Annotated in this window: 13 protein-coding genes, 1 tRNA gene and 1 pseudogene; 11 read left to right on the plus strand and 4 right to left on the minus strand. The window is 73.3% G+C overall.

Annotated features, from left to right (window positions below; all coding sequences use genetic code 11):
• Positions 1 to 35: 35 nt before the first annotated feature.
• The 11 genes from bldG to ACZ5NJ_RS02525 all read left to right on the plus strand — a co-directional run bounded on the left by bldG (position 36) and on the right by ACZ5NJ_RS02525 (position 15,967).
• On the plus strand, positions 36 to 377 hold the full coding sequence (gene bldG / locus ACZ5NJ_RS02475) for an anti-sigma factor antagonist BldG (protein ID WP_004939779.1): 342 nt from the start codon (positions 36 to 38) through the stop codon (positions 375 to 377).
• 102 nt (positions 378 to 479) lie between these two features.
• Positions 480 to 920: an ATP-binding protein gene (locus tag ACZ5NJ_RS02480; protein ID WP_468761823.1), complete on the plus strand. Its 441-nt coding sequence runs from the start codon at positions 480 to 482 to the stop codon at positions 918 to 920.
• Positions 921 to 1,177: 257 nt separating this feature from the next.
• Positions 1,178 to 3,583 (plus strand): sodium-translocating pyrophosphatase, encoded by a 2,406-nt coding sequence (locus ACZ5NJ_RS02485; RefSeq protein ID WP_468761825.1) that lies wholly within the window; start codon positions 1,178 to 1,180, stop codon positions 3,581 to 3,583.
• 170 nt (positions 3,584 to 3,753) lie between these two features.
• Positions 3,754 to 4,308, plus strand: coding sequence for a small secreted protein (locus ACZ5NJ_RS02490; protein ID WP_468761827.1), 555 nt, complete (start codon positions 3,754 to 3,756; stop codon positions 4,306 to 4,308).
• A 109-nt stretch (positions 4,309 to 4,417) separates the two neighbouring features.
• Positions 4,418 to 5,932: a DUF7059 domain-containing protein gene (locus ACZ5NJ_RS02495; RefSeq protein ID WP_468761829.1), complete on the plus strand. Its 1,515-nt coding sequence runs from the start codon at positions 4,418 to 4,420 to the stop codon at positions 5,930 to 5,932.
• 136 nt (positions 5,933 to 6,068) lie between these two features.
• The gene (locus tag ACZ5NJ_RS02500) at positions 6,069 to 6,266 is read left to right on the plus strand and encodes a hypothetical protein (protein ID WP_395509803.1); all 198 of its coding nucleotides are present in this window, start codon (positions 6,069 to 6,071) and stop codon (positions 6,264 to 6,266) included.
• A gap of 267 nt (positions 6,267 to 6,533) precedes the next feature.
• Positions 6,534 to 9,368, plus strand: coding sequence for a type I DNA topoisomerase (gene topA, locus ACZ5NJ_RS02505; protein ID WP_468761831.1), 2,835 nt, complete (start codon positions 6,534 to 6,536; stop codon positions 9,366 to 9,368).
• Between the two features lie 113 nt (positions 9,369 to 9,481).
• Positions 9,482 to 12,784, plus strand: a complete 3,303-nt coding sequence (tmk, locus tag ACZ5NJ_RS02510) for a dTMP kinase (protein WP_468761833.1) — start codon at positions 9,482 to 9,484, stop codon at positions 12,782 to 12,784.
• 109 nt (positions 12,785 to 12,893) lie between these two features.
• Positions 12,894 to 14,105 (plus strand): DNA polymerase III subunit delta', encoded by a 1,212-nt coding sequence (locus tag ACZ5NJ_RS02515; RefSeq protein ID WP_468761835.1) that lies wholly within the window; start codon positions 12,894 to 12,896, stop codon positions 14,103 to 14,105.
• Positions 14,106 to 14,248: 143 nt separating this feature from the next.
• Positions 14,249 to 15,784, plus strand: a complete 1,536-nt coding sequence (locus tag ACZ5NJ_RS02520; protein WP_468761837.1) for an alpha/beta hydrolase — start codon at positions 14,249 to 14,251, stop codon at positions 15,782 to 15,784.
• A 106-nt stretch (positions 15,785 to 15,890) separates the two neighbouring features.
• Positions 15,891 to 15,967: transfer RNA gene (locus ACZ5NJ_RS02525), tRNA-Thr, on the plus strand.
• A 52-nt stretch (positions 15,968 to 16,019) separates the two neighbouring features.
• On the opposite strand, the gene ACZ5NJ_RS02530 is transcribed toward ACZ5NJ_RS02525, so the two are convergent.
• From ACZ5NJ_RS02530 to ACZ5NJ_RS02545, 4 genes and pseudogenes are all read right to left on the minus strand, one after another.
• Positions 16,020 to 16,697: a 4'-phosphopantetheinyl transferase family protein gene (locus ACZ5NJ_RS02530; protein WP_468761839.1), complete on the minus strand. Its 678-nt coding sequence runs from the start codon at positions 16,695 to 16,697 to the stop codon at positions 16,020 to 16,022.
• A gap of 95 nt (positions 16,698 to 16,792) precedes the next feature.
• On the minus strand, positions 16,793 to 17,638 hold the full coding sequence (locus ACZ5NJ_RS02535; protein WP_468761841.1) for a thioesterase domain-containing protein: 846 nt from the start codon (positions 17,636 to 17,638) through the stop codon (positions 16,793 to 16,795).
• Positions 17,631 to 20,792 (minus strand): annotated as a pseudogene (locus ACZ5NJ_RS02540) (non-ribosomal peptide synthetase); the annotation flags it as partial. The pseudogene ACZ5NJ_RS02540 and the gene ACZ5NJ_RS02535, both read right to left, overlap by 8 nt.
• Complete coding sequence (locus ACZ5NJ_RS02545; protein WP_468761843.1) at positions 20,789 to 21,748, minus strand: LLM class flavin-dependent oxidoreductase; 960 nt, start codon at positions 21,746 to 21,748, stop codon at positions 20,789 to 20,791. The pseudogene ACZ5NJ_RS02540 and the gene ACZ5NJ_RS02545, both read right to left, overlap by 4 nt.
• Positions 21,749 to 21,815: the final 67 nt, after the last annotated feature.

Here is a 21,815-nt window from a genome sequence, read left to right on the forward strand (position 1 = left end):
GGGGCGCCGCTCGATAGCAAGGTGCTGGAGGATCCGTGGACCTGTCCCTGTCGACTCGCACTGTCGGCGACCGCACGGTCGTAGAGGTCGGTGGCGAGATTGATGTGTATACCGCGCCCAAGCTGCGCGAGCAGTTGGTGGAGTTGGTGAACGACGGCAGCTACCACCTGGTCGTCGACATGGAGCGAGTGGACTTCCTCGACTCCACCGGCCTCGGTGTGCTCGTGGGAGGCCTCAAGCGCGTCCGCGCGCACGAGGGCTCGCTGCGTCTGGTCTGCAACCAGGAGCGCATCCTGAAGATCTTCCGGATCACCGGTCTGACGAAGGTGTTCCCGATCCACACCTCTGTGGACGACGCCGTCCAGGCCACCGACTGACGCACGGCTCCCACACCGGGGAGCCGCCGAGGAGCGGGGGTACCGGACCACACGGTGGTCCGGGCCCCTGTCAAGGCACGCCTGTAGTCCGAGGGGGACGCCATGGCCACCGTTGAACTGCGCTTCAGCGCCCAGCCCGAACACGTGCGCACGGCCCGCCTGGTGGCGGCCGCCGTGGCGCGCAGGGCGGGGGTGGAGGAAGCCGTCCTCGACGAGGTCCGCCTCGCCGTGGGCGAGGCCTGCTCCCGTGCCGTCGGACTGCACCGCAGCAATGGGCTGACCGCGCCCGTGCGGGTCGTGCTGACCGAGGAGGAGAAGCTGTTCTCCATCGAGGTCGGCGACGAGGTGCCCGGGCCGCCCGGGGGCTCCTCCGAGCCGGTGCCCGGGATGGACGCCGCCCTGGACCCGGACGCCGACGGCGAGGACGAGATGGGCCTCGCCGTGATCAGCGGGCTCGTCGACGACGTCTCCGTGACCAGTGGGGAATCGGGCGGAACGATCCGGATGCGCTGGCCCCTCACCGGGGCCGCCGATCTTCCGTGAGACCGCGACCGTCCTATCTTCCGATCTTTATCAAGGCCCTGCTGAGCAGGGCCTTTTTCATTTCCCGGGAAATCCTCTAGATCGCTGATCGGCCGTCAATGCCTTTGCCCCATTACCTCTTTCGGGGGTAAAGGAGTGACGCGATCTATTGCTGAGGAGCACGAGCGCGCCAATTCCGTTTCACGCCCACTGTTTTGATCGCGGTGCGCTCCCTACAATCCGTCCACATCTTGAGCTCATCACGTCAAGGAGGACGAATGACGGGGCTCTTCACCCCCAATGCCGCGGATCACACCGGTGATCTGGCAGCCGCAGTACTCACCGATGACAACCGGGTCATCGTGTTCGTCATCGCGGGCATCGCCCTGGCCGCACTCGTCGTCGCGCAGATCCTGGTCCGCCAGGTCCTCGCGGCCGACGAGGGCACCAGCAGCATGAAGCAGATCGCCGCCGCGGTGCAGGAGGGCGCGAACGCCTATCTGGGCCGCCAGTTGCGCACCCTCGGCATCTTCGCGGCCGTGGTCTTCTTCCTGCTCTTCCTGCTCCCCGCCGACGACTGGACGCAGCGCTCGGGGCGCTCCGCCTTCTTCCTCGTCGGCGCCCTCTTCTCGGCCACCACCGGCTACATCGGCATGCGCCTCGCCGTCCGCGCCAACGTCCGTGTCGCCGCGGCCGCCCGCGAGGCCACCCCCGCCGAGGGCGAGCCCGCCAAGGACCTGACCGAAGTGGCCCACAAGGCCATGAAGATCGCCTTCCGCACGGGCGGCGTGGTCGGCATGTTCACCGTCGGCCTCGGCCTGCTCGGCGCCTCCTGCGTCGTGCTCGTCTACGCCGCCGACGCCCCCAAGGTGCTGGAGGGCTTCGGCCTCGGCGCCGCGCTCATCGCGATGTTCATGCGCGTGGGCGGCGGCATCTTCACCAAGGCCGCCGACGTGGGCGCCGACCTGGTCGGCAAGGTCGAGCAGGGCATTCCGGAGGACGACCCGCGCAATGCCGCGACCATCGCCGACAACGTGGGCGACAACGTCGGCGACTGCGCGGGGATGGCGGCCGACCTCTTCGAGTCGTACGCCGTCACCCTCGTGGCCGCCCTCATCCTCGGCAAGGCCGCCTTCGGCGACCTCGGCCTCGCCTTCCCGTTGATCGTGCCCGCCATCGGCGTCATCACCGCCATGATCGGCATCTTCGCCGTGGCCCCGCGCCGCTCCGACCGCAGCGGGATGACCGCGATCAACCGCGGCTTCTTCATCTCCGCCGTGATCTCCCTGCTGCTCGTCGGCGCCGCCGTCTACGCCTACCTGCCGGCCACCTACAAGGAGCTCACCGGGGTCGAGGACGCCGCGATCCTGGGCCACGACGGGGATCCGCGGATCCTGGCCGTGGTCGCCGTCGCCATCGGCATCGTGCTCGCGGCCCTCATCCAGCAGCTGACGGGCTATTTCACCGAGACCAGCCGCCGTCCCGTCCGGGACATCGGCAAGACCTCGCTGACCGGCCCCGCCACCGTCGTCCTCGCCGGCATCTCCGTCGGCCTGGAGTCCGCCGTCTACACGGCGCTGCTCATCGGCCTCGGCGTCTACGGGGCCTTCCTGCTCGGCGGCACGTCCATCATGCTCGCCCTCTTCGCGGTGGCCCTGGCCGGCACCGGCCTGCTCACCACCGTCGGCGTCATCGTCGCCATGGACACCTTCGGCCCGGTCTCCGACAACGCCCAGGGCATCGCCGAGATGTCCGGCGACGTCGAGGGTGCCGGCGCCCAGGTCCTCACCGACCTCGACGCCGTCGGCAACACCACCAAGGCCATCACCAAGGGCATCGCGATCGCCACCGCCGTCCTCGCCGCGGCCGCGCTCTTCGGCTCGTACAACGACGCCATCACCAACGCGGTCAAGACGGTCGGCGCCAAGGCCGGAGAGATGAACCTCAGCCTGGCCATCGCCCAGCCGAACAACCTGGTCGGCCTGATCCTGGGCGCCGCGGTCGTGTTCCTGTTCTCGGGCCTGGCCATCAACGCCGTGTCCCGCTCCGCGGGCGCTGTCGTCTACGAGGTGCGCCGCCAGTTCCGCGAGCACCCCGGGATCATGGACTACACCGAGAAGCCCGAGTACGGGCGCGTCGTGGACATCTGCACCAAGGACGCCCTGCGCGAGCTGGCCACCCCGGGCCTGCTCGCCGTGCTCACCCCGATCGCCGTCGGCTTCACCCTCGGCGTCGGCGCGCTCGGCTCCTTCCTCGCCGGCGCCATCGGCTGCGGCACCCTGATGGCGGTCTTCCTCGCCAACTCCGGCGGCGCGTGGGACAACGCGAAGAAGCTCGTCGAGGACGGCCACCACGGCGGCAAGGGCAGCGAGGCGCACGCCGCGGTCGTCATCGGCGACACCGTCGGCGACCCGTTCAAGGACACCGCCGGCCCGGCCATCAACCCGCTGCTGAAGGTCATGAACCTGGTGGCCCTGCTGATCGCCCCCGCGGTCGTGCAGTTCAGCTACGGCGAGGACACCAGCGCGACCGTACGGGCCGTCGTCGCGGCCGTCGCCCTCCTGGTCATCGTCGGCGCGGTGTACGCGTCCAAGCGCCGCGGTATCGCCGTCGGCGACGACGAGGGCGAAGGCGCGGCCGCGGAGCGCGTGGCGCAGCCGGCGGACCCGGCGACCGTCTCCTGACCCCGCGGAGCCCCTGAGACGGCCCGCGGCCCCGTGGGCCGGCCGGCTCCGGGGATGCGCCCGAACGGCGGACGGGCGGCGCGTACTGACGCGCCGTCCGTCCGCCTTTCTGTGTGCTCCGAGGGCGGGCGTGTATCTTCCGGCCGAGAGCCTTCGAAGGGACCAATCCGGTGAACAAGAAGCTTGCGGCCGCGGTGTCCTGCGGTGCGGTACTGATGCTCGTGCTGTCCGGCTGCGGCGGTGACGGCGACGGCGACAAGAAGGCCGACGCCTGGGCCAAGAAGGTCTGCGACAAGTGGGAGCCCCAGCTCACCAAGATCAAGACCACCAACGACGACCTGAAGCGGGTCGCCTCGCAGAGCAGCAAGCCCGAGGAGGTCCAGTCGACCGACTCGGCCGCGTTCCAGACCCTTTCCGAGTCCTACAAGAGCATGGCGGCCTCCCTGACGGCCGCCGGCGAGGCCCCGGTCAAGGACGGCAAGTCGGCCCAGGACTCCGTGGTGAAGAGCTACGGCGAGATCTCCAAGGGCTACACCGACCTCAAGACGAAGATCGACGCGCTCGACCCCAAGGACCAGGCCAAGTTCGCGGACGGCCTCCAGCAGGTCGCCAGCGGTCTCACCGAGGTCGCGGCCAACGAGACCGCGAGCAAGGAGAAGCTCAACTCGACCGGCCTGAAGGTGATCTACTCCCAGAAGGGCTGCCAGGTCTCGGCGCCCAAGTAGCCGCGCCGCACGGGGTGCGGGCGGCCGCGGTCCGGCCGTGCCCGCGCCTCCGCGGCGTCGCGTCCCGCCGGTCGTACGCATCGACGGTGCCAGCGGCCACAATGGACGGGTGAGTACCACCAGCCTCCCCCAGCCCGACCGCGCCGCCGAGCTCCGCGAAGCCTTCCTCGCCGCCGGATTCACCGCCGACGGGCTGCTCGACCTGCTCGGAGCCCCCGCCTACGCCGCGCTCGCCCGCAGTGAGACGGTCCCCGCCCTGCGCGCCACCCGCAGCCATGGCGACAGCCCCCTCGCCACCCTGGTCCGGCTGTTCCTCCTCCAGTGCCCCGTCCCCCAGGTGCACGCCGCGCGGGCGCTGCCCGTCGAGGCCGCGCTCGCCGACGGCTGGCTGCGGCGGGAGGGCGACGAGGTGCACGCCACCGTCGACGTGCGCCCGTACGGCGGTCCCGACGGCGAGGACTGGTTCATCGTCTCCGACCTCGGCTGCGCCGTCGGCGGGGCCGGCGGCATCGGCAGCCGCGAGGAGGCGGTCGTCCTCGGCGTCGGCGGGGCCTCCACCACCCTGGCCGGGATCACCGTCCGCGTCCCCGTCGGCTCGGCCCTGGACCTGGGCACCGGATCCGGGATCCAGGCCCTGCACGCGGCGCAGCACGCCACCCGGGTCACCGCCACCGACGTCAACCCGCGGGCCCTGGAATTCACCCGGTTGACGCTGGCACTGTCCGGGGCGCCGGAGGCCGAGCTGCTCACCGGGTCCCTGTTCGAGCCGGTCGGGGACGCCACGTACGACCTGATCGTGTCCAATCCGCCGTTCGTCATCTCCCCCGGCGCCCGCCTCACCTACCGGGACGGCGGGATGGGCGGGGACGACCTGTGCCGGACCCTGGTCCAGCAGGCGGGGGAGCACCTCAACCCGGGCGGGTTCGCGCAGTTCCTCGGCAACTGGCAGCACGTCGAGGGCGAGGACTGGCACGACCGGGTCCGCTCCTGGGTGCCGCGCGGCTGCGACGCGTGGATCGTGCAGCGCGACGTACAGGACGTGACGCAGTACGCCGAGCTGTGGCTGCGCGACGCCGGCGACCACCGCACGGACCCGGCCGAGTACGCGGCGCGCTACGAGGACTGGCTGGACGAGTTCGAGTCCCGCAAGACCAAGGCGGTCGGCTTCGGCTGGATCACGCTGCGCCGCACGGACGCGGCCGAGCCCTCGGTCGTCGTCGAGGAGTGGCCGCACACGGTGGAGCAGCCGCTCGGCGAGACCGTCCTCGCGCACTTCGCCCGCCAGGACTACCTGCGCGAGCACGACGACGCCGCGCTGCTGGCCGGGTACTTCCGGCTGACCGAGGAGGTCGTCCAGGAGCAGGTCGGCGCGCCCGGCGCGGAGGACCCCGAGCACGTGGTGCTCCGGCAGAACCGCGGGATGCGCCGGGCCACGAAGGTGGACACGGTCGGGGCGGGCTTCGCCGGCGTGTGCGACGGCTCGCTCAGTGCCGGCCGGATCCTCGACGCGATCGCCCAGCTGGTGGAGGAGGACCCGGTCCTGCTGCGGGACCGGACCCCGGAGGCGATCCGGGTGCTGGTCGAGCAGGGCTTCCTGGAGCCCGTGCAGGAGCCCGGCCGGTAGCGGTCCGGGCAGCGCGCCCGGGCGCATCCGTGATGTAACCCGGGGTTCGCCCGCCGTTCCCCCACGGGTGGCAGGCTCCCGCTCGGCGGGGGATTCGGGGGGATCCCCCGAGCGGCCCGGGTGGAGGGGGAACGGCATGGAACGCGGTCCGGCGGTCTTCGCGGCGGGCGTGTTCCTGCTGTTCGGCACGGCCCTGCTGGTCTGGACGGGGGCGCGCGCGAGCCGCCGGGCGCCGGTGGCCGAGGGCGTGCGCCCCGCGGTGGCCGTACCGCTGGCGCTGCTCGCCGGCGCGGGGTCGCTGGCCCTGGGAGTCTGGTGCCTCCAGCGGTTCTGAGGCGCGTACCGGTGATGATCTCCGCCGGGGTGTGAAACCCGACGTCGCGGGGGGTGCGGGGGCGGGGCCAGACGGCCCCCGGGCCACTCGGCCCGGTGACCGCGAGGGGCCCGGCGCGGCATCCGGGCGGCAGAAACGGCACTTGTCGGGTTACCGTTCGAGTGGCCGTTGCGGGCTTGTGCCGTTTGACACGGGGGCGGGTTGTACCGTCACACTCCGCAGCGTCGCCGTACTGCGACCGAGTGCCGACCGGAGAGAAGAGCCAAGTTGTCCCCGACTAGCGAGACCGCACAGGGCGGCCGCCGACTCGTCATCGTCGAGTCCCCTGCCAAGGCGAAGACGATCAAGGGCTACCTCGGCCCTGGGTACGTCGTCGAGGCGAGCGTCGGGCACATCCGCGACCTCCCGAACGGCGCGGCCGAGGTCCCCGACAAGTACACCGGCGAGGTCCGCCGTCTCGGCGTGGACGTCGAGCACGACTTCGCGCCGATCTACGTCGTCAACGCGGACAAGAAGGCCCAGGTCAGGAAGCTGAAGGACCTGCTGGCCGAGTCCGACGAACTCTTCCTCGCCACCGATGAGGACCGCGAGGGCGAAGCCATCGCGTGGCACCTCCAGGAAGTCCTCAAGCCCAAGGTCCCCGTCCACCGGATGGTCTTCCACGAGATCACCAAGGACGCCATCCGCGACGCCGTCGCCAACCCGCGCGAGCTGAACCAGCGCATGGTCGACGCCCAGGAGACCCGCCGCATCCTCGACCGCCTCTACGGCTACGAGGTCTCGCCGGTCCTGTGGAAGAAGGTCATGCCGCGGCTGTCGGCCGGCCGCGTCCAGTCCGTCGCCACCCGCCTCGTCGTGGAGCGCGAGCGCGAGCGCATCGCCTTCCGCTCCGCCGAGTACTGGGACCTGACCGGCACCTTCGCCACCGGCCGCGCCGGTGACGCCTCGGACCCGTCCTCGCTGGTCGCCCGCCTGAACACGGTGGACGGCAAGCGGGTCGCGCAGGGCCGTGACTTCGGGCCGAACGGGCAGCTCAAGGGCGAGGTGCTGCACCTCGACGAGGCGAACGCGCGGGCGCTCGCCGCCGCGCTCCAGGGCGCCGCGTTCTCCGTCCGCTCGGTCGAGTCCAAGCCGTACCGCCGCTCGCCGTACGCCCCGTTCCGCACGACGACCCTCCAGCAGGAGGCCTCGCGCAAGCTGGGCTTCGGCGCGAAGGCGACGATGCAGGTGGCGCAGAAGCTGTACGAGAACGGCTTCATCACCTACATGCGTACGGACTCCACCACGCTCTCCGAGACCGCCGTGGCGGCGGCGCGGGCGCAGGTCACGCAGCTCTACGGGGCCGACTACCTGCCCGAGAAGCCGCGCGTCTACGCCGGCAAGGTCAAGAACGCGCAGGAGGCGCACGAGGCGATCCGGCCTTCGGGTGATCGTTTCCGCACCCCGGCCGAGACGGGCCTGACCGGGGACCAGTTCCGCCTGTACGAGCTCATCTGGAAGCGGACCGTCGCCTCCCAGATGAAGGACGCGTCCGGCAACTCGGTCACCGTGAAGATCGGCGGCCGGGCGAGCGACGGCCGGGACGCCGAGTTCAGCGCCTCCGGCAAGACGATCACCTTCCACGGCTTCATGAAGGCGTACGTCGAAGGCGCCGACGACCCGAACGCCGAGCTCGACGACCGCGAGCGCCGGCTGCCGCAGGTCGCCGAGGGCGACGCGCTGACGGCCGAGGAGATCACCGCCGACGGCCACGCGACCAAGCCCCCGGCCCGCTACACCGAGGCCTCGCTGGTCAAGGAGCTGGAGGAGCGGGAGATCGGCCGCCCGTCGACGTACGCGTCGATCATCGGCACGATCCTCGACCGCGGCTACGTCTTCAAGAAGGGCACGGCGCTCGTCCCGTCCTTCCTGTCCTTCGCCGTCGTGAACCTGCTGGAGACCCACTTCGGCCGGCTCGTCGACTACGACTTCACCGCCAAGATGGAGGACGATCTCGACCGCATCGCGCGCGGCGAGGCCCAGTCCGTGCCGTGGCTGAAGCGCTTCTACTTCGGCTCCGAGGACGCCACCGAGGTCGTCCCGGCCGACGGCGACCACCTCGGAGGCCTCAAGGAGCTGGTCACCGACCTCGGAGCGATCGACGCCCGGGAGATCTCCTCCTTCCCCGTCGGCGACGGCATCGTGCTGCGCGTCGGCCGCTACGGGCCGTACGTGGAGCGCGGCGAGAAGGACGCGGAAGGCCACCAGCGGGCCGACGTCCCCGACGACCTGGCCCCGGACGAGCTGACGACCGCCTACGCGGAGGAGCTGTTCGCGAAGCCGAGCGGCGAGTTCGCGCTCGGCGCGGACCCGGTCAGCGGCAACCAGATCGTCGCCAAGGACGGCCGCTACGGGCCGTACGTGACGGAGATCCTGCCCGAGGGCACCCCGAAGACGGGCAAGAACGCGGTCAAGCCGCGGACGGCCTCCCTGTTCAAGAGCATGTCCCTGGACACGGTCACCCTCGACGACGCCCTGCGGCTGATGTCGCTGCCGCGCGTCGTCGGCGCGGACGCGGAGGGCGTGGAGATCACGGCCCAGAACGGCCGCTACGGCCCGTACCTGAAGAAGGGCACGGACTCGCGCTCCCTGGAGACCGAGGACCAGCTCTTCTCCATCACCCTGGACGAGGCCCTCGCGATCTACGCCCAGCCCAAGCAGCGGGGCCGGGCCGCGGCCAAGCCGCCGCTCAAGGAGCTGGGCACCGACCCGGTCAGCGAGAAGCCGGTGGTCGTCAAGGACGGCCGCTTCGGCCCGTACGTGACGGACGGCGAGACGAACGCGACGCTGCGCCGCGACGACGACGTCGAGACGATCACCCCGGAGCGGGGCTACGAGCTGCTCGCGGAGAAGCGGGCCAAGGGGCCGGCGAAGAAGACCGCGAAGAAGGCCCCGGCCAAGAAGGCGCCCGCCAAGAAGGCCCCGGCCAAGAAGGCGACGGCGGCCGCGAAGAAGACGACCGCCGCCAAGAAGACCACGGCCGCGGCGGCCAAGAAGACGGCGGCGAAGAAGACGACGACGGCGGCCGCGAAGAAGGCCGCCGCCGCCCCGGCGGACGAGTAGTCCCTTCCGGGGACGGGGGCACGGCCCCCGTCCCCGGAAGGTGGGTGCGGGGTCACAGCGGGAGCCGTCCACAGGCCACGGCAACGGCCCGGCGCAGCGGATAGGCTGGGCGGATGACGCGAGCCGAGCAGCCAACGGTCGTGACCGCCTCCGAGAACCCCGCCTACGACGAAGCCCTGGCCGCGGACTCCCGCGAGCGAGCGGTGCGCGCGCTGCTGCGCACCCCAGGGCTGCGCCGGCTGTGGAGTGCCCAGCTGGTGACCGGCATCGGCGACGCCCTCGCCCTGCTGGTGCTCGTCCTGCTGACCCTCCAGGCGACGGTCACCACCGCTTCCGGAAACCTCTTCGGGGGCGGCTACCGCGGCGCGGCCCTCTCCGTCGCCGCCGTCTTCGCGGTGCGCGTCCTCGCCACGGTCCTCTTCGGCGCGGTCCTGCTCGGCCCGCTGGCCCGGCTCACCGCCCCCGGCGGCCGGCTCGACCGCCGCTGGACGATGGTCGGCGCCGACGGGCTGCGGATCGTGCTGTTCGTCGTCGCCCCGCTCTGGCTCGACTGGATCCCGGCGCACGCCACGACCGCGCTGCTGGCCACCGTGCTCGTCTCCGGCGCCGCCGAGCGGGTGTGGACCCTGGCCAAGGAGAGCGCCGCCCCCGGGCTGCTGCCCGCGCCGCCGCCGGAGGGGGCGACCGTGCGCCCGCTCCCGGACCACCTCGACGCCCTGCGCCGCCTGAGCCTGCGCACCACCTTCGCCGCGATGCCCGTCGCGGCCGCCGCCCTGCTGGCCGCGACCCTGGTCGGGCGGGCGCTGGGCCTGGGCGTGGACTGGTTCGCCGCCAACCAGTCGGCGCTGGGTTCCTACGTCGCCGCCGGCCTGTTCGCCGCCTCCGTGTCGCTGCTGCTGCCGCTGACGCTGCCCGCCGTGAAGACCCCGAGGCCGCGCTCCCCGCTGGAGGGGCTGCGGGCCCCGAGGGCGGGCGACCGGAGCGAGAAGGGCCGTACGGGTGCGTTCCGGCTGCTCGTGCTGGCCTGCGCCGCCGTCGCCGCCGCGGTGGCGGGCGCCGCCTCCGTCGCCGTGCTGCACGCCTTCGACCTGGGCGGCGGGCCGTCCTCGTACGCCCTGATGGTGCTCGCCCTCGTCGGCGGCACCGCCGCCGGGATCCGCGCCACCCAGGCCGGGAAGGTCCTGCCCGGGCTCTCCCGGCGCCGGCTGCTGGCCCTGGCCATGGCCGTCGCCGGGCTGGCGCTGCTGCTGACCGGGCTGGTCCGGGACACGGCCACCGTGCTGTTCCTGGCGCTGCTCGCCGGCCTCGCCGCGGGCGTCGCCGCCAACACCGGCCACACCCTGCTCGACCAGGAGACCGAGGAGTTCCGCCGGGCCCGGGTCACCGAGCACCTACAGGCCGTGGTGCGGGTGGCCGTGGCCCTCGGGGCGGTGGGCGCCCCCGTGCTGGCCGCCCTGATCGGCCCGCACCGGCTGGGCGGCGGCGCGGTCGTCCTCACGCACGGCGGCGCGGCCTACACCCTGATGCTGCTCGGCGCGCTGCTGCTGCCCGCCGCCGTCGTGGTCCTCACCAAGGCCGACGACCGCGGCGGCGTACCGCTGCGCCGCGATCTGCGCGACGCGCTGCGCGGGGGGGAGCCCGTACAGGCCCCGTCCGCGACGGGGTTCTTCATCGCCCTGGAGGGCGGCGACGGGGCCGGCAAGTCCACCCAGGTCGAGGCCCTGGCCGACTGGATACGGGGCAAGGGCCACGAGGTCGTCGTGACCCGGGAGCCCGGCGCCACCCCGGTCGGCAAGCGGCTGCGCTCCATCCTGCTCGACGTCTCCTCGGCCGGGCTGTCGAACCGCGCCGAGGCGCTGCTGTACGCGGCCGACCGCGCGGAGCACGTCGACACCGTCGTCCGGCCCGCCCTGGAGCGGGGCGCGGTGGTCATCTCCGACCGCTACATCGACTCGTCCGTGGCCTACCAGGGCGCCGGGCGCGACCTGTCCCCGACCGAGATCGCCCGGATCTCCCGCTGGGCCACGGACGGCCTGGTCCCGAACCTGACGGTGCTGCTCGACGTCTCGCCGGAGACCGCGCGCGAGCGGTTCACCGAGGCGCCCGACCGGCTGGAGTCCGAGCCGACCGAGTTCCACCAGCGGGTGCGGGCCGGCTTCCTGACGCTCGCCGCCGCCGACCCCGGCCGCTACCTGGTGGTCGACGCGGGCCAGGACCCCGGCTCCGTGACCACCGTCGTGCGCCACCGCCTGGACCGGATGCTCCCGCTGTCGGAGGCCGAGGTGGCCGCACAGCTCGAAGCCCGCCGGCTCGCCGAGGAGGAGGCCCGGCGCAAGGCCGAGGAGGAGGCCGCCCGCAAGGCGGAGGAGGCCCGGCTGAAGGCCGAGGAGGAGGCCCGCCTGGCCCGGGAGGCCGAGGAGGCGCGGCTCACGGCGGAGCGGGAGGCCGAGGAGGCCCGGCTGCGGGCCGAGCGCGAGGCCGCCGAAGCCCGGCTCAAGGCCGAACAGGAGGCCGCCGAGGCGCGCCGGCTGGCCGAGGAGGAGGCCGCCCGCAAGGCGGAGGAAGCCCGGCTGAAGGCGGAGGAGGAGCGGCGCAGGGCCGAGGCGGAGGCCCGGGCGCGGGCCGAGGCCGAGCGGCTGCGCGCCGAGGCCGAGGAGCGGGCCCTCGCCGCCGAGCGGGAGCGGATCCGGCTCCAGGAGGCGGAGGAGGCCCGGCTGCGCGCCGAGGCGGAGGAGCACCGGCTGGAGAAGCAGCGGCGTGCCGAGGAGGCCCTGCTGCGGGCGGAGGAGGCCCGCAAGCTGGCGGAGGCCTCGGCCGCCAGGGCCGCGGAGGCCTCGGCCGCCAAGGCCGCGGAGGCCGCCCGGGCGAAGGCCGCCGAGGCGCCCGCGCCCAAGGTCGTGATGAGCAAGGACCCGCTCCCGGCGGACGAGGCCGTCACGGTCGAGACGCCGGTGGTGCGCCGGGTCGTCCGGCCGGACGACGTGACCCAGACCGTCCCCGTGCCCAAGATCGACCCGTCGGCGGCGCGTCCGTCCGACGAGACGGCGGTCCTGCCCGCCGTACGGCCCGACGGACCCGCCCCCGCCCCGGGCGGGCGGACCCGTCCGGCGGAGCGTCCGACCGCCCCGCACACCCAGGAGCCCCCGGCCGACCGGGTGCCGCCGGAGATCTTCCGGGACTCCGGGAACGACGTGACCCGCGAGCTGCCCGTCTTCGACGAGGACGGCCGGCCGCGCCGGGCCCCGTCCGACTGGGCCGAGGCGACCCCGATGGACGACGTGCCGACCCTGGCGGACGAGCTGCTGGGCCCGCGCCCGGAGCACGGCGACGAAGGCGGTGACCGCGGTGACCGGGGTGACCGTAGTGACGAGCGGGGCGACGGGGGCGGCCGGGGCGGATGGCGCCGTCGCCGCTGACCCGGCGGGCGGGCGCAGACCGCACCGGGAACGGATTGTCGGTGGCGCGCGCCACAATGTGAGCAGACGGGTGCGGGGCACCCACGGACGGTGAAAGGCGGTGGGCGGGATGCCCGTGTGGGACGACCTGGTGGGTCAGGAGCGCGTGCACGCGCAGCTGGCCGCCGCCGCCCGCGACGCCGACGCCCTGGTCACGGCCGCCGCCGGGGGCGAACCGCTGCCGCCCGGCTCCAAGATGACCCACGCCTGGCTGTTCACCGGCCCGCCCGGCTCCGGGCGGGCCACCGCCGCCCGCGCCTTCGCGGCGGCCCTGCAGTGCGTCAGCCCGGACCGCGCCCTCGGCGGGGAACCGGGCTGCGGGTTCTGCGACGGCTGCCACACCACCATGGCCGGGACGCACGCCGACGTCGAGATCGTCCGCACCGACCTCCTGTCGATCGGCGTGAAGGAGACCCGCGACCTGGTCCGCCGGGCCCAGCTCTCCCCGGCGGTCGGCCGCTGGCAGGTCATCGTCCTGGAGGACGCCGACCGGCTCACCGAGGGCGCGGGCAACGTCCTGCTGAAGGCCGTGGAGGAGCCCGCCCCGCGCACCGTGTGGCTGCTCTGCGCCCCCTCGCTGGAGGACGTGCTGCCCACCATCCGCTCCCGCTGCCGCCACCTCACCCTCACCACCCCGTCCGTGGCGGCGGTGGCCGAGGTGCTGGTGCGGCGCGACGGCGTCGAGCCGGCCGCCGCCGCGGCCGCCGCCCGCGCGACCCAGGGCCACATCGACCGGGCCCGCCGGCTCGCCACCGACGAGGCCGCCCGCACCCGGCGCGCCGCCGTGCTGAAGCTCCCGCTGCGGGTGGACGACGTGGGCGGCTGCCTCAAGGCCGCGCAGGAGCTCGTGGACGCCGCCGCGGAGGACGCCAAGCAGGTCGCGGAGGAGGTCGACGCGAAGGAGACCGAGGAGCTGAGGGCCGCGCTCGGCGCCGGGGCGGGGGCCGGCGGGCGGCTGCCGCGCGGCACGGCCGGGGTGATGAAGGAGCTGGAGGACCGCCAGAAGCGCCGCCGCACCCGTACCCAGCGCGACACCCTCGACCTCGCCCTCACCGACCTGACGGGCTTCTACCGGGACGTCCTGGCCCTCCAGCTCGGCTCCGCCCTGGCCATCGCCAACGACGACATACGCCCCGACCTGGACCGGATCGCCCGCGCCTCGGGCCCCGAGCGGACGCTGCGGCGCATCGAGGCGATCATCGCCTGCCGCGAGGCCCTCGACCGGAACGTGGCCCCGCTCCTGGCGGTGGAGGCCATGACGATGGCCCTGCGGGCCGGGTGACGGGTTCACCCGTACGAGCGGTCCCGGGCGGTGCGCGGGGAGGACCGCGCGGTCGCCGGACGGCGGGTCCGCCCCCGGTCGGCGGGCGGCCGCGCGGGCGGCGGCCGACGGACAGGCGCCCCGGCAGGCCGTACGCTCGCCGCATGGACACCAGGCGACTGCTGCGTACCACCGGGACCGTGATCGCCGCCGCCGGGCTGCTGCTCTCCGGCTGTACCTCGGGCAGCCCGGACGTGGCCTCGGCCTCGGCCGAGCCGTCCCCGGTGCCGTCCGGACTGCGCCCGTACTACGAGCAGAAGCTGAGCTGGCGCGACTGCGGTGTCCAGGGTTTCCAGTGCTCCACCATGAAGGCGCCGCTGGACTACGCGAACCCGGGCTCCGGCCAGGACGTGGACATCGCGGTGGCCCGCCGCACGGCCACCGGCCCGGGCAAGAAGCTGGGCTCCCTGGTGGTCAACCCGGGCGGACCCGGCGGCTCCGGTATCGGCTACCTCCAGGCGTACGCCGGCATCGGCTACCCGGCGCCGGTGCGCGCCCGCTACGACATGGTCTCCTTCGACCCGCGCGGGGTGTCCCGCAGCAGCCCCGTGGAGTGCCTGACCGGGCCGGCGATGGACCGTTTCACCCAGGTGGACCAGACCCCGGACGACCCGGGGGAGCGGGCCCGGCTGGTGGCGGCGTTCAAGGAGTTCGCGGCGGGCTGCGAGCAGCGTTCGGCGCGGATCCTGCCGCACGTCTCCACCGTCGACGCGGCCCGCGACATGGACCTGCTCCGGGCGCTCCTGGGCGACGAGAAGCTGAACTACGTCGGCGCCTCCTACGGCACCTTCCTCGGCGCGACGTACGCGGACCTCTTCCCGGGCCGGGTCGGCCGGCTGGTCCTGGACGGGGCGATGGACCCCTCGCGGCCGGCGCTCGAACTCAACCGCGACCAGACGGCGGGCTTCGACACGGCCTTCCGCTCCTTCGCCAAGGACTGCGCGAAGCAGGCCGACTGCCCGCTGGGGCGGGGGACGCCGGAGGCACAGGGGCAGCGGCTGAAGGAGTTCTTCCGCAAGCTGGACGCCCAGCCGGTCCCCTCCGGCGACCCGGCCCGCCCGCTGGGCGAGTCCCTCGCGACGACCGGCGTGATCGCGGCGCTGTACGACGAGAGCGCCTGGCCGCACCTGCGCCAGGCCCTCACGGAGGCGATGAACGGGGACGGCGCGGGCCTGCTGTCCCTCGCCGACAGCTACTACGAGCGCGAGGCGGACGGCAAGTACGCCAACCTCATGTTCGCGAACGCCGCCGTGAACTGCCTCGACCAGCCCCCGGCCTTCACCGGCCCGGAGGCGGTGGACGCCGCCCTGCCCTCCTTCGAGAAGGCCTCGCCGGTCTTCGGCGCGGGGCTGGCCTGGGCCTCGCTGAACTGCGCCTACTGGCCGGTGAAGGCCACGGGCACGGCGAAACCCCTCACGGCCCGGGGCGCGGCCCCGATCGTGGTGGTCGGCACGACCCGCGACCCGGCGACCCCGTACAAGTGGGCCCAGGCCCTGGCGGACCAGCTCGACTCGGGCACCCTCCTCACCTACGACGGCGACGGCCACACGGCGTACGGCCGGGGCAGCGACTGCGTCGACACCGCGATCAACCGCTACCTCCTGGAGGGCCAGGCCCCACCCGCCGGCAAACGCTGCTGACCCCCCTGGCGGGACCTGGTTCGGGGCATCGCATCGAACCCTGTAGACTTGGCGACGCTGCTGATGAGAGCCTCCTTACGGGGACTTTTCTCGTCTTCCCAGCGGTGCCGCCTTAGCTCAGTTGGCCAGAGCAACGCACTCGTAATGCGTAGGTCTCGGGTTCGAATCCCGAAGGCGGCTCCATCAAAACCCCAGGTCGTGTTCCACGCGGCCTGGGGTTTTCCGTTGCCCGGCTTCAGTGGGGCGTCAGCGCGGCTTCGGGGGTGGCGGCCCGGGTGGGGTCGTGGGTGCCGGGAGCGGCGGCGGCCCGTGTGGCGACGGCGGCGGCGTGCTCGTCGCCGACGGCTACGTCCCGGACCGTCCAGCCGGGTGGCGCGGTGACCGCGTTGGCCCGCGTGCCCAGGTAGTCCAGCGAGGGGGGCCGGTCGAGGCCGATGCCGAGGCCCTTCAGGTAGGCCTCCTTCCGGGCCCAGGTACGCGCGAACGCGGGGGGAGCGGCGGACGCGTCGAGCGTGCTCAGCTCGGCGGTCTCCCGCGGGTGCAGGGACAGCCCCACCTCCGCCACGACGTCCGGCCCCGGCACCGCCTCGACGTCCACTCCCACCGGTGTCGGGGCGAAGGCCATCAGGCAGAGCCCGCGGCTGTGGGAGAGGGAGAAGTGGAGGGAGTGGCCCCGTACCACCGGACGCCCGTGGGGCCGGCCGCACGAGACGCACGGCAGCCGGCCCAACGGGACGTCCGCAGGGGGGAGCGAGAGGTAGGCGCCGAGCAGCAGGCGCAGGCCCGTGTGCCCGGCCAGGTAGGTGTCCCGGTCGGCTCGCCCCCGGAAGGCGGCGACCCGTCGCTTCTCGCCGTCGTCGAGCAAGGAGTCGGCGAGCCGGGCCACCACGCCCCGGAACTCGTGGGTTCGCACGAGCCACAGCGTGGCGGGCCCTCGTGAGCCCGGCGGCTCCAACGGCCCTTCCCACGCCCCGTCGACGAGCCGTGCGGGGACGTGTGCCCCGCGCGTCATGCGGTCGCGCCGACGAACGCGGCGACCTCGGCGACCACCGGAGCCCGCAGGAACGTGTAATGGTCGCCGCGCACCGTGGCGTGCCGCACCGTTCCGCGGGTGGCCCCGCCCCAGCGCGGCGCCGAGTCGAGGTTGGGCGAGTCGTCCGGAATCAGCAGTCGCAGTTCCGCGGCGACCGTCCCGCTGGGGCGGTAGTGGGCCAGGGCCTCGGCGTGCGCCTGGAACACCGCGAAACGCCTCTCCAGTTCTTCGCGTACGACCGCGATCTGCTCCGCCGCCTCCTCGCCGCCGCCCGCGATGGCCGACGCGAGCCAGCCGAGCGGGTCGACGGCGGCCGGGCCGGTCGTGGGCATGCTCCAGCCCAGGGAATCGGAGACGTCCTCGGTGAAGCGGGACAGCAGGGTCCGCCCGCCGTCCGCGCCTTCGTAGCCGAGCTCCGCCCAGGACAGGGTGAAGGGGGAGTCCAGGAGGGCGACGAATTCGACCTCCGCGCCCTCCTGTTCGAGCCGTCTGGCCATCTCGAAGGCCACGATGCCGCCCATCGACCAGCCGCCGAGCCGGTACGGGCCGTGCGGTGACGCCTCCCGTGCGGCCGCCACGTACCGGTCGACGATCTCCGCGAGGGAGTTGACGGGGTCACCGTCCCGGATCCCGAAGGCCTCGATGCCGAACACCGCGCAGGTGCCCGCCAGGCACTTCGCGAGGGCCGCGTAGGAGTGGACGGTCCCCCCGATGGCGTGGACGAGGAAGAGTGTCGCCTCCTCGTCCCCCGGTACGGCGTCCGCGGCACGGGCCAGCGGAACGAGCCGCGCGGCCCGGTCCGCCGTGGTGCGGCTAGGCACGGGGGGCACCTCCCGCCGTCGTGGCGCGGTCGATCGTCTCGGCGAGGTCGGCGACCGTCGCGTTGTAGAAGAAGTCACGGAACCGTACGGGGACGGAGAAGACCGACCGCACCTGGCCCACCAGGTTCATCGCCAGCAGGGAGTGGCCGCCGAGCTCGAAGAAGTCGTCGTCGACGGAGACCTGATCCACTCCGAGCACCTCGGCGAACATCTCGCACAACGCCTCTTCGCGCGGGGTGCCCGGCCCGCGCCAGGCCGATCCGCCGGCCTCCGGCGCCGGCAGCGCACCGCGGTCCACCTTGCCGCTCGCCGTCACCGGCAGCGCGTCGAGGATGACGACCACCGACGGCACCATGTATCCGGGCAGCCGCTCCTTGGCGAACGTGCGCAGCGCGCCCGCGTCCGGCTCGGCCGCGGGGGACGGAACCACGTACGCCACCAGACGCCGGTCTCCCGGCGCGTCCTCGCGCACCGCGACGGCGGCGCTCTCCACCTGCCGGTGGTCCAGCAGGCAGGACTCCACCTCACCCGGCTCGATCCGGTAGCCGCGCACCTTCACCTGATCGTCGGTCCGACCGACGAACACGAGCTGGCCGTCCGGCTGGTGGCGCACCAGGTCGCCCGTGCGGTACATCCGCTCGCCGGGGCCCCCGAGCGGACAGGCCACGAACCGCTCGGCGGTCAGTGCCGCCCTGCCCAGGTATCCGCGCGCAAGCCCCGCGCCGGCCAGGTAGAGCTCCCCCGTGACCCCCGCGGGCACCGGCTGGAGGCCTTCGTCCAGGACGTAGGCACGGGTGTTGTGCACGGGCCGGCCGATGGGCACGGCCGGGCCCTGCTCGTCGTCCGAGGCGTCGGCCGTTCCGAACCAGGCCGTGGCGTACACGGTGGACTCGGTCGGGCCGTACAGGTTGACCACGTCGGCGCCGGGCAGCGCGGACCGCACCCGACGCAGCACGCCGGGTACGAGCGCCTCGCCGGCCAGGGCCGCGGTGCCCGCCTTGACGTCCAGGTCCGAGCGGTTGGCCAGAGCCGCGAAGCCGGAGGGCACGCCGCCGATGTGGGTGGCCGACCAACCGGGCCGTTCGGCCAGCTCCAGGAGGTCGCGCAGCACCTCGACGCAGCCGCCCCACACCAGGGGGACGATCACCTCGAACACCGAGACGTCGAAGGTCAGCGACGTCGTCGCGAGGACGTGGGCGAGCCGGTCGGCGCCGTAGCCCTCGCCGGCCCAGGCGGCCAGGGCGCCGACTCCCGCGTGCGGGACGACGACCCCCTTGGGGCGGCCGGTGGATCCCGAGGTGTAGATCACGTAGGCCGGATGGCCCGGCAGCAGCGGGGTACGGCGGTCCGCGTCCGTGAGCGGGACGTCGGCGACGGCCGCCTCGGCGGCGTCCTCGACCAGGATCCGCCGGAGGCCCTCGGCCGGCGGGGCCGGCCGCTGCGAACCCACGGTGAGGAGCAGGCCGGGACGGGCGTCGGCCAGGACGGACTCCACGCGGGCCGCCGGCAGTCCGGGGTCGAGCGGCAGGTAGCCGGCCCCCGCCTTGAGCACGGCCCAGACGGCCACCACCATCTCGGCGGACCGCGGCACCGCCACCGCGACGAGCGTCTCGGGCCCGGCGCCCTCGCTCACGAGGAGCCGCGCGAGCCGGTTCGACCAGGCGTCGAGCTCGGCGTAGGTGAGCCGGCGGTCCCCGCTGATCAGCGCGGTCGCCTCGGGGGTGCGCCGCACCTGCGCGTCGAACAGCTCGGGCAGCAGGGGGCTACGCAGGGGCCGGGCGGTGTCGTTCCAGTCGTGGACGATCCGGCGGTATTCGGCGTCGTCGAGCAGCGGCGGGGTGCCGATGCGCTGGTCGGGGTCGGCGGCGAACGCCTCCAGGAGCCGTACGAAGCGGGCCGAGAGGCTCTGCGCCGTATCGGCATCGAAGAGGTCGGCGGCGAACACCCAGCCGCCCCGCAGCCCGGCCGGCTCCCGGTCGGCGCCGCGGTTCTCGGACAGACCGAGGGTCACGTCGAACTTCGCCACCTGCTGGGGTCCCTCCCACGGTGTGACGTCCACACCGGGGAAGTCGAGGGTGCCCTCGTCGTTGTTCTGGAACACGAGCAGGGTCTGGAAGAGCGGGTGGCGCCCGGTCGTCCGGGCCGGGTTGAGCACCTCGACCAGGCGCTCGAACGGGATGTCCTGGTGCGCGTAGGCGCTCAGGTCGGTCCGCCGGACCCGGGCGAGCAGTTCGGTGAAGGCCGGATCACCCGAGGTGTCCGTGCGCAGGACCAGGGTGTTGACGAAGAATCCGATCAGGTCGTCCAGCGCGTTGTCGGTGCGCCCCGCCACGACCGATCCCACGGGTACGTCGGTGCCCGCGCCGAGCCTGGTCAGGAGCACGGCGAGGACCGATTGGACCACCATGAACATGGTGACCTGGTGCTCGCGGGCGATGGCGTCGAGTCGCGCGTGCACGGCGGCGTCGAGCTCGAACTCGACGATCCGGCTGCGGTAGCTCGGTGCGGCCGGGCGCGGCCGGTCCGTGGGCCATCGCAACTCGTCGGGCAGACCGGCGAGCTGCTCCTTCCAGTAGGAGACCTGCCGGCTGATGAGGCTGTCCGGGTCGCTCTCGTCGCCGAGGAGTTCGCGCTGCCACAGCGTGTAGTCGGCGTACTGCACGGGCAGGTCGGACCAGTCGGGAGCCGATCCGGACCGGCGTGCCGCATAGGCCTCGGAGAGGTCGCGCTGGAGCGGCTGGGTGGACCAGCCGTCGCTCGCGATGTGGTGGATGAGGACGACGAGCACGTGATCGGTGTCCGAGGTGGAGAACAGCCAGCCGCGCACCGGTATCTCACCGGTGAGGTCGAAGACGTACGAGGAGGCTTCGGTGACCTTGGCCTCGATCTCGTCCGCGGTGAGCCGGACGCATTCCAGTGGCACGCGTGCCTCGTCCCGGGGCAGGATCCGCTGGACGGCCTGGCCGCCGGCGTCGGCGACCACGGTCCGCAGGCTCTCGTGCCGGCCCACCACGTCGGCCAACGCCGCGCGTAGCGCGGGGACGTCCAGGGGGCCGGCCAGGCGCAGGGCCACCGGGATGTTGTAGGTGGCGCTCGCCCCCTCCAACTGGTCGATGAACCACAGTCTGCGCTGGGCGTGGGACAGGGGGATCATGCGGGCCCTCCTTGGGCGTGTCGCAGGGCGAGCATCGCGTGGTGGAGGTCGTCCTCCTCGACGATCTCGTCGAGGATCAGGGTCGAGACGCCGAGCGCGAGGTAGCGCGCGAGCAGCTCGCCGACCTCGGCGTAGGTCCCGACCAGGTACGGGCAGAACGTCTTGTAGGCCCGGAACGGGTAGAGCCAGTAGGCGTCCTTGGGCACCGAGGAGCGGAACGCGTCCTCGGACAGGCTCAGGTGCCACCGCGACTCGACGGTCTCGGCGGCGATCTCGTGCACCTCCTCGCCCATGGGGTCGGCGGGGAAGCGGGCGTGGGCCACCCGCCAGGCCTCCTCGGCGGTGTCCCGGGCGATGATGCCCAGGCGGATCCCGCTGTCCGCCAGGGGGGACTCGCCCTGGTACCCGTCGATCTCGCGGGGGTAGGCCAGGCGGGTCGCCCCGAGTCGCCGCTGCGCGGTGCGGCAGGCGTCGGAGGTCCCGGAGACGAACACGCCGGGGGTCAGGGCGGGGTCGAGCGGGGGGCTGACCGCGGCGTTCTTGAGCCGGAAGTGCTCGCCCTGGTACGTGACCGGCCGCTTGCCGTCCAGCAGGCGCGTGACCACTTCGGCGTACTCGGAGAGCCGGTCGTAGCGCTCGTCGTGGTCGAGGCCGCAGCCCAGCTCCTGGAGGTGGCGGTGGAATCCCCCGGTGACGTAGTTCAGGTCCACCCGGCGCTCGTGCAGGAAGCCGATGCTGCTGATCATCCGGGCGACGCTGAACGGATGCATGTACACCGGGTTCACGGCCACCATCGGGACGAAGCGTTCGGTGCGGTCGATGAGCAGCTGCGCCGCGGCCCACGGATCGAGCAGCTTGTTGTCGCTGTAGACGAGCATGCCCCGTACGCCCGCGGCCTCGGCCCACTTCGCCTCCTGGGCCAGGCGCTCGCGGAACTCCCAGGGTGTGCAGTCCATGGCCGACGGAAATGTCGTGTATACGGTCACCACTGGTTCTGACTACCTCGTTTCTCCATCAGGGATG

The organism is Streptomyces sp. NPDC032091 (assembly GCF_055580265.1).

What these genes read in the sequence shown, in the direction of transcription:
- ACZ5NJ_RS02500 (WP_395509803.1), top strand. Translation starts at nt 6,069, where the DNA reads ATGGAACGCGGTCCGGCGGTCTTCGCGGCGGGCGTGTTCCTGCTGTTC.
- ACZ5NJ_RS02485 (WP_468761825.1), top strand. Translation starts at nt 1,178, where the DNA reads ATGACGGGGCTCTTCACCCCCAATGCCGCGGATCACACCGGTGATCTG.
- ACZ5NJ_RS02520 (WP_468761837.1), top strand. Translation starts at nt 14,249, where the DNA reads ATGGACACCAGGCGACTGCTGCGTACCACCGGGACCGTGATCGCCGCC.
- ACZ5NJ_RS02515 (WP_468761835.1), top strand. Translation starts at nt 12,894, where the DNA reads ATGCCCGTGTGGGACGACCTGGTGGGTCAGGAGCGCGTGCACGCGCAG.
- ACZ5NJ_RS02545 (WP_468761843.1), bottom strand. Translation starts at nt 21,748, where the DNA reads ATGGACTGCACACCCTGGGAGTTCCGCGAGCGCCTGGCCCAGGAGGCG.
- ACZ5NJ_RS02480 (WP_468761823.1), top strand. Translation starts at nt 480, where the DNA reads ATGGCCACCGTTGAACTGCGCTTCAGCGCCCAGCCCGAACACGTGCGC.
- tmk (WP_468761833.1), top strand. Translation starts at nt 9,482, where the DNA reads ATGACGCGAGCCGAGCAGCCAACGGTCGTGACCGCCTCCGAGAACCCC.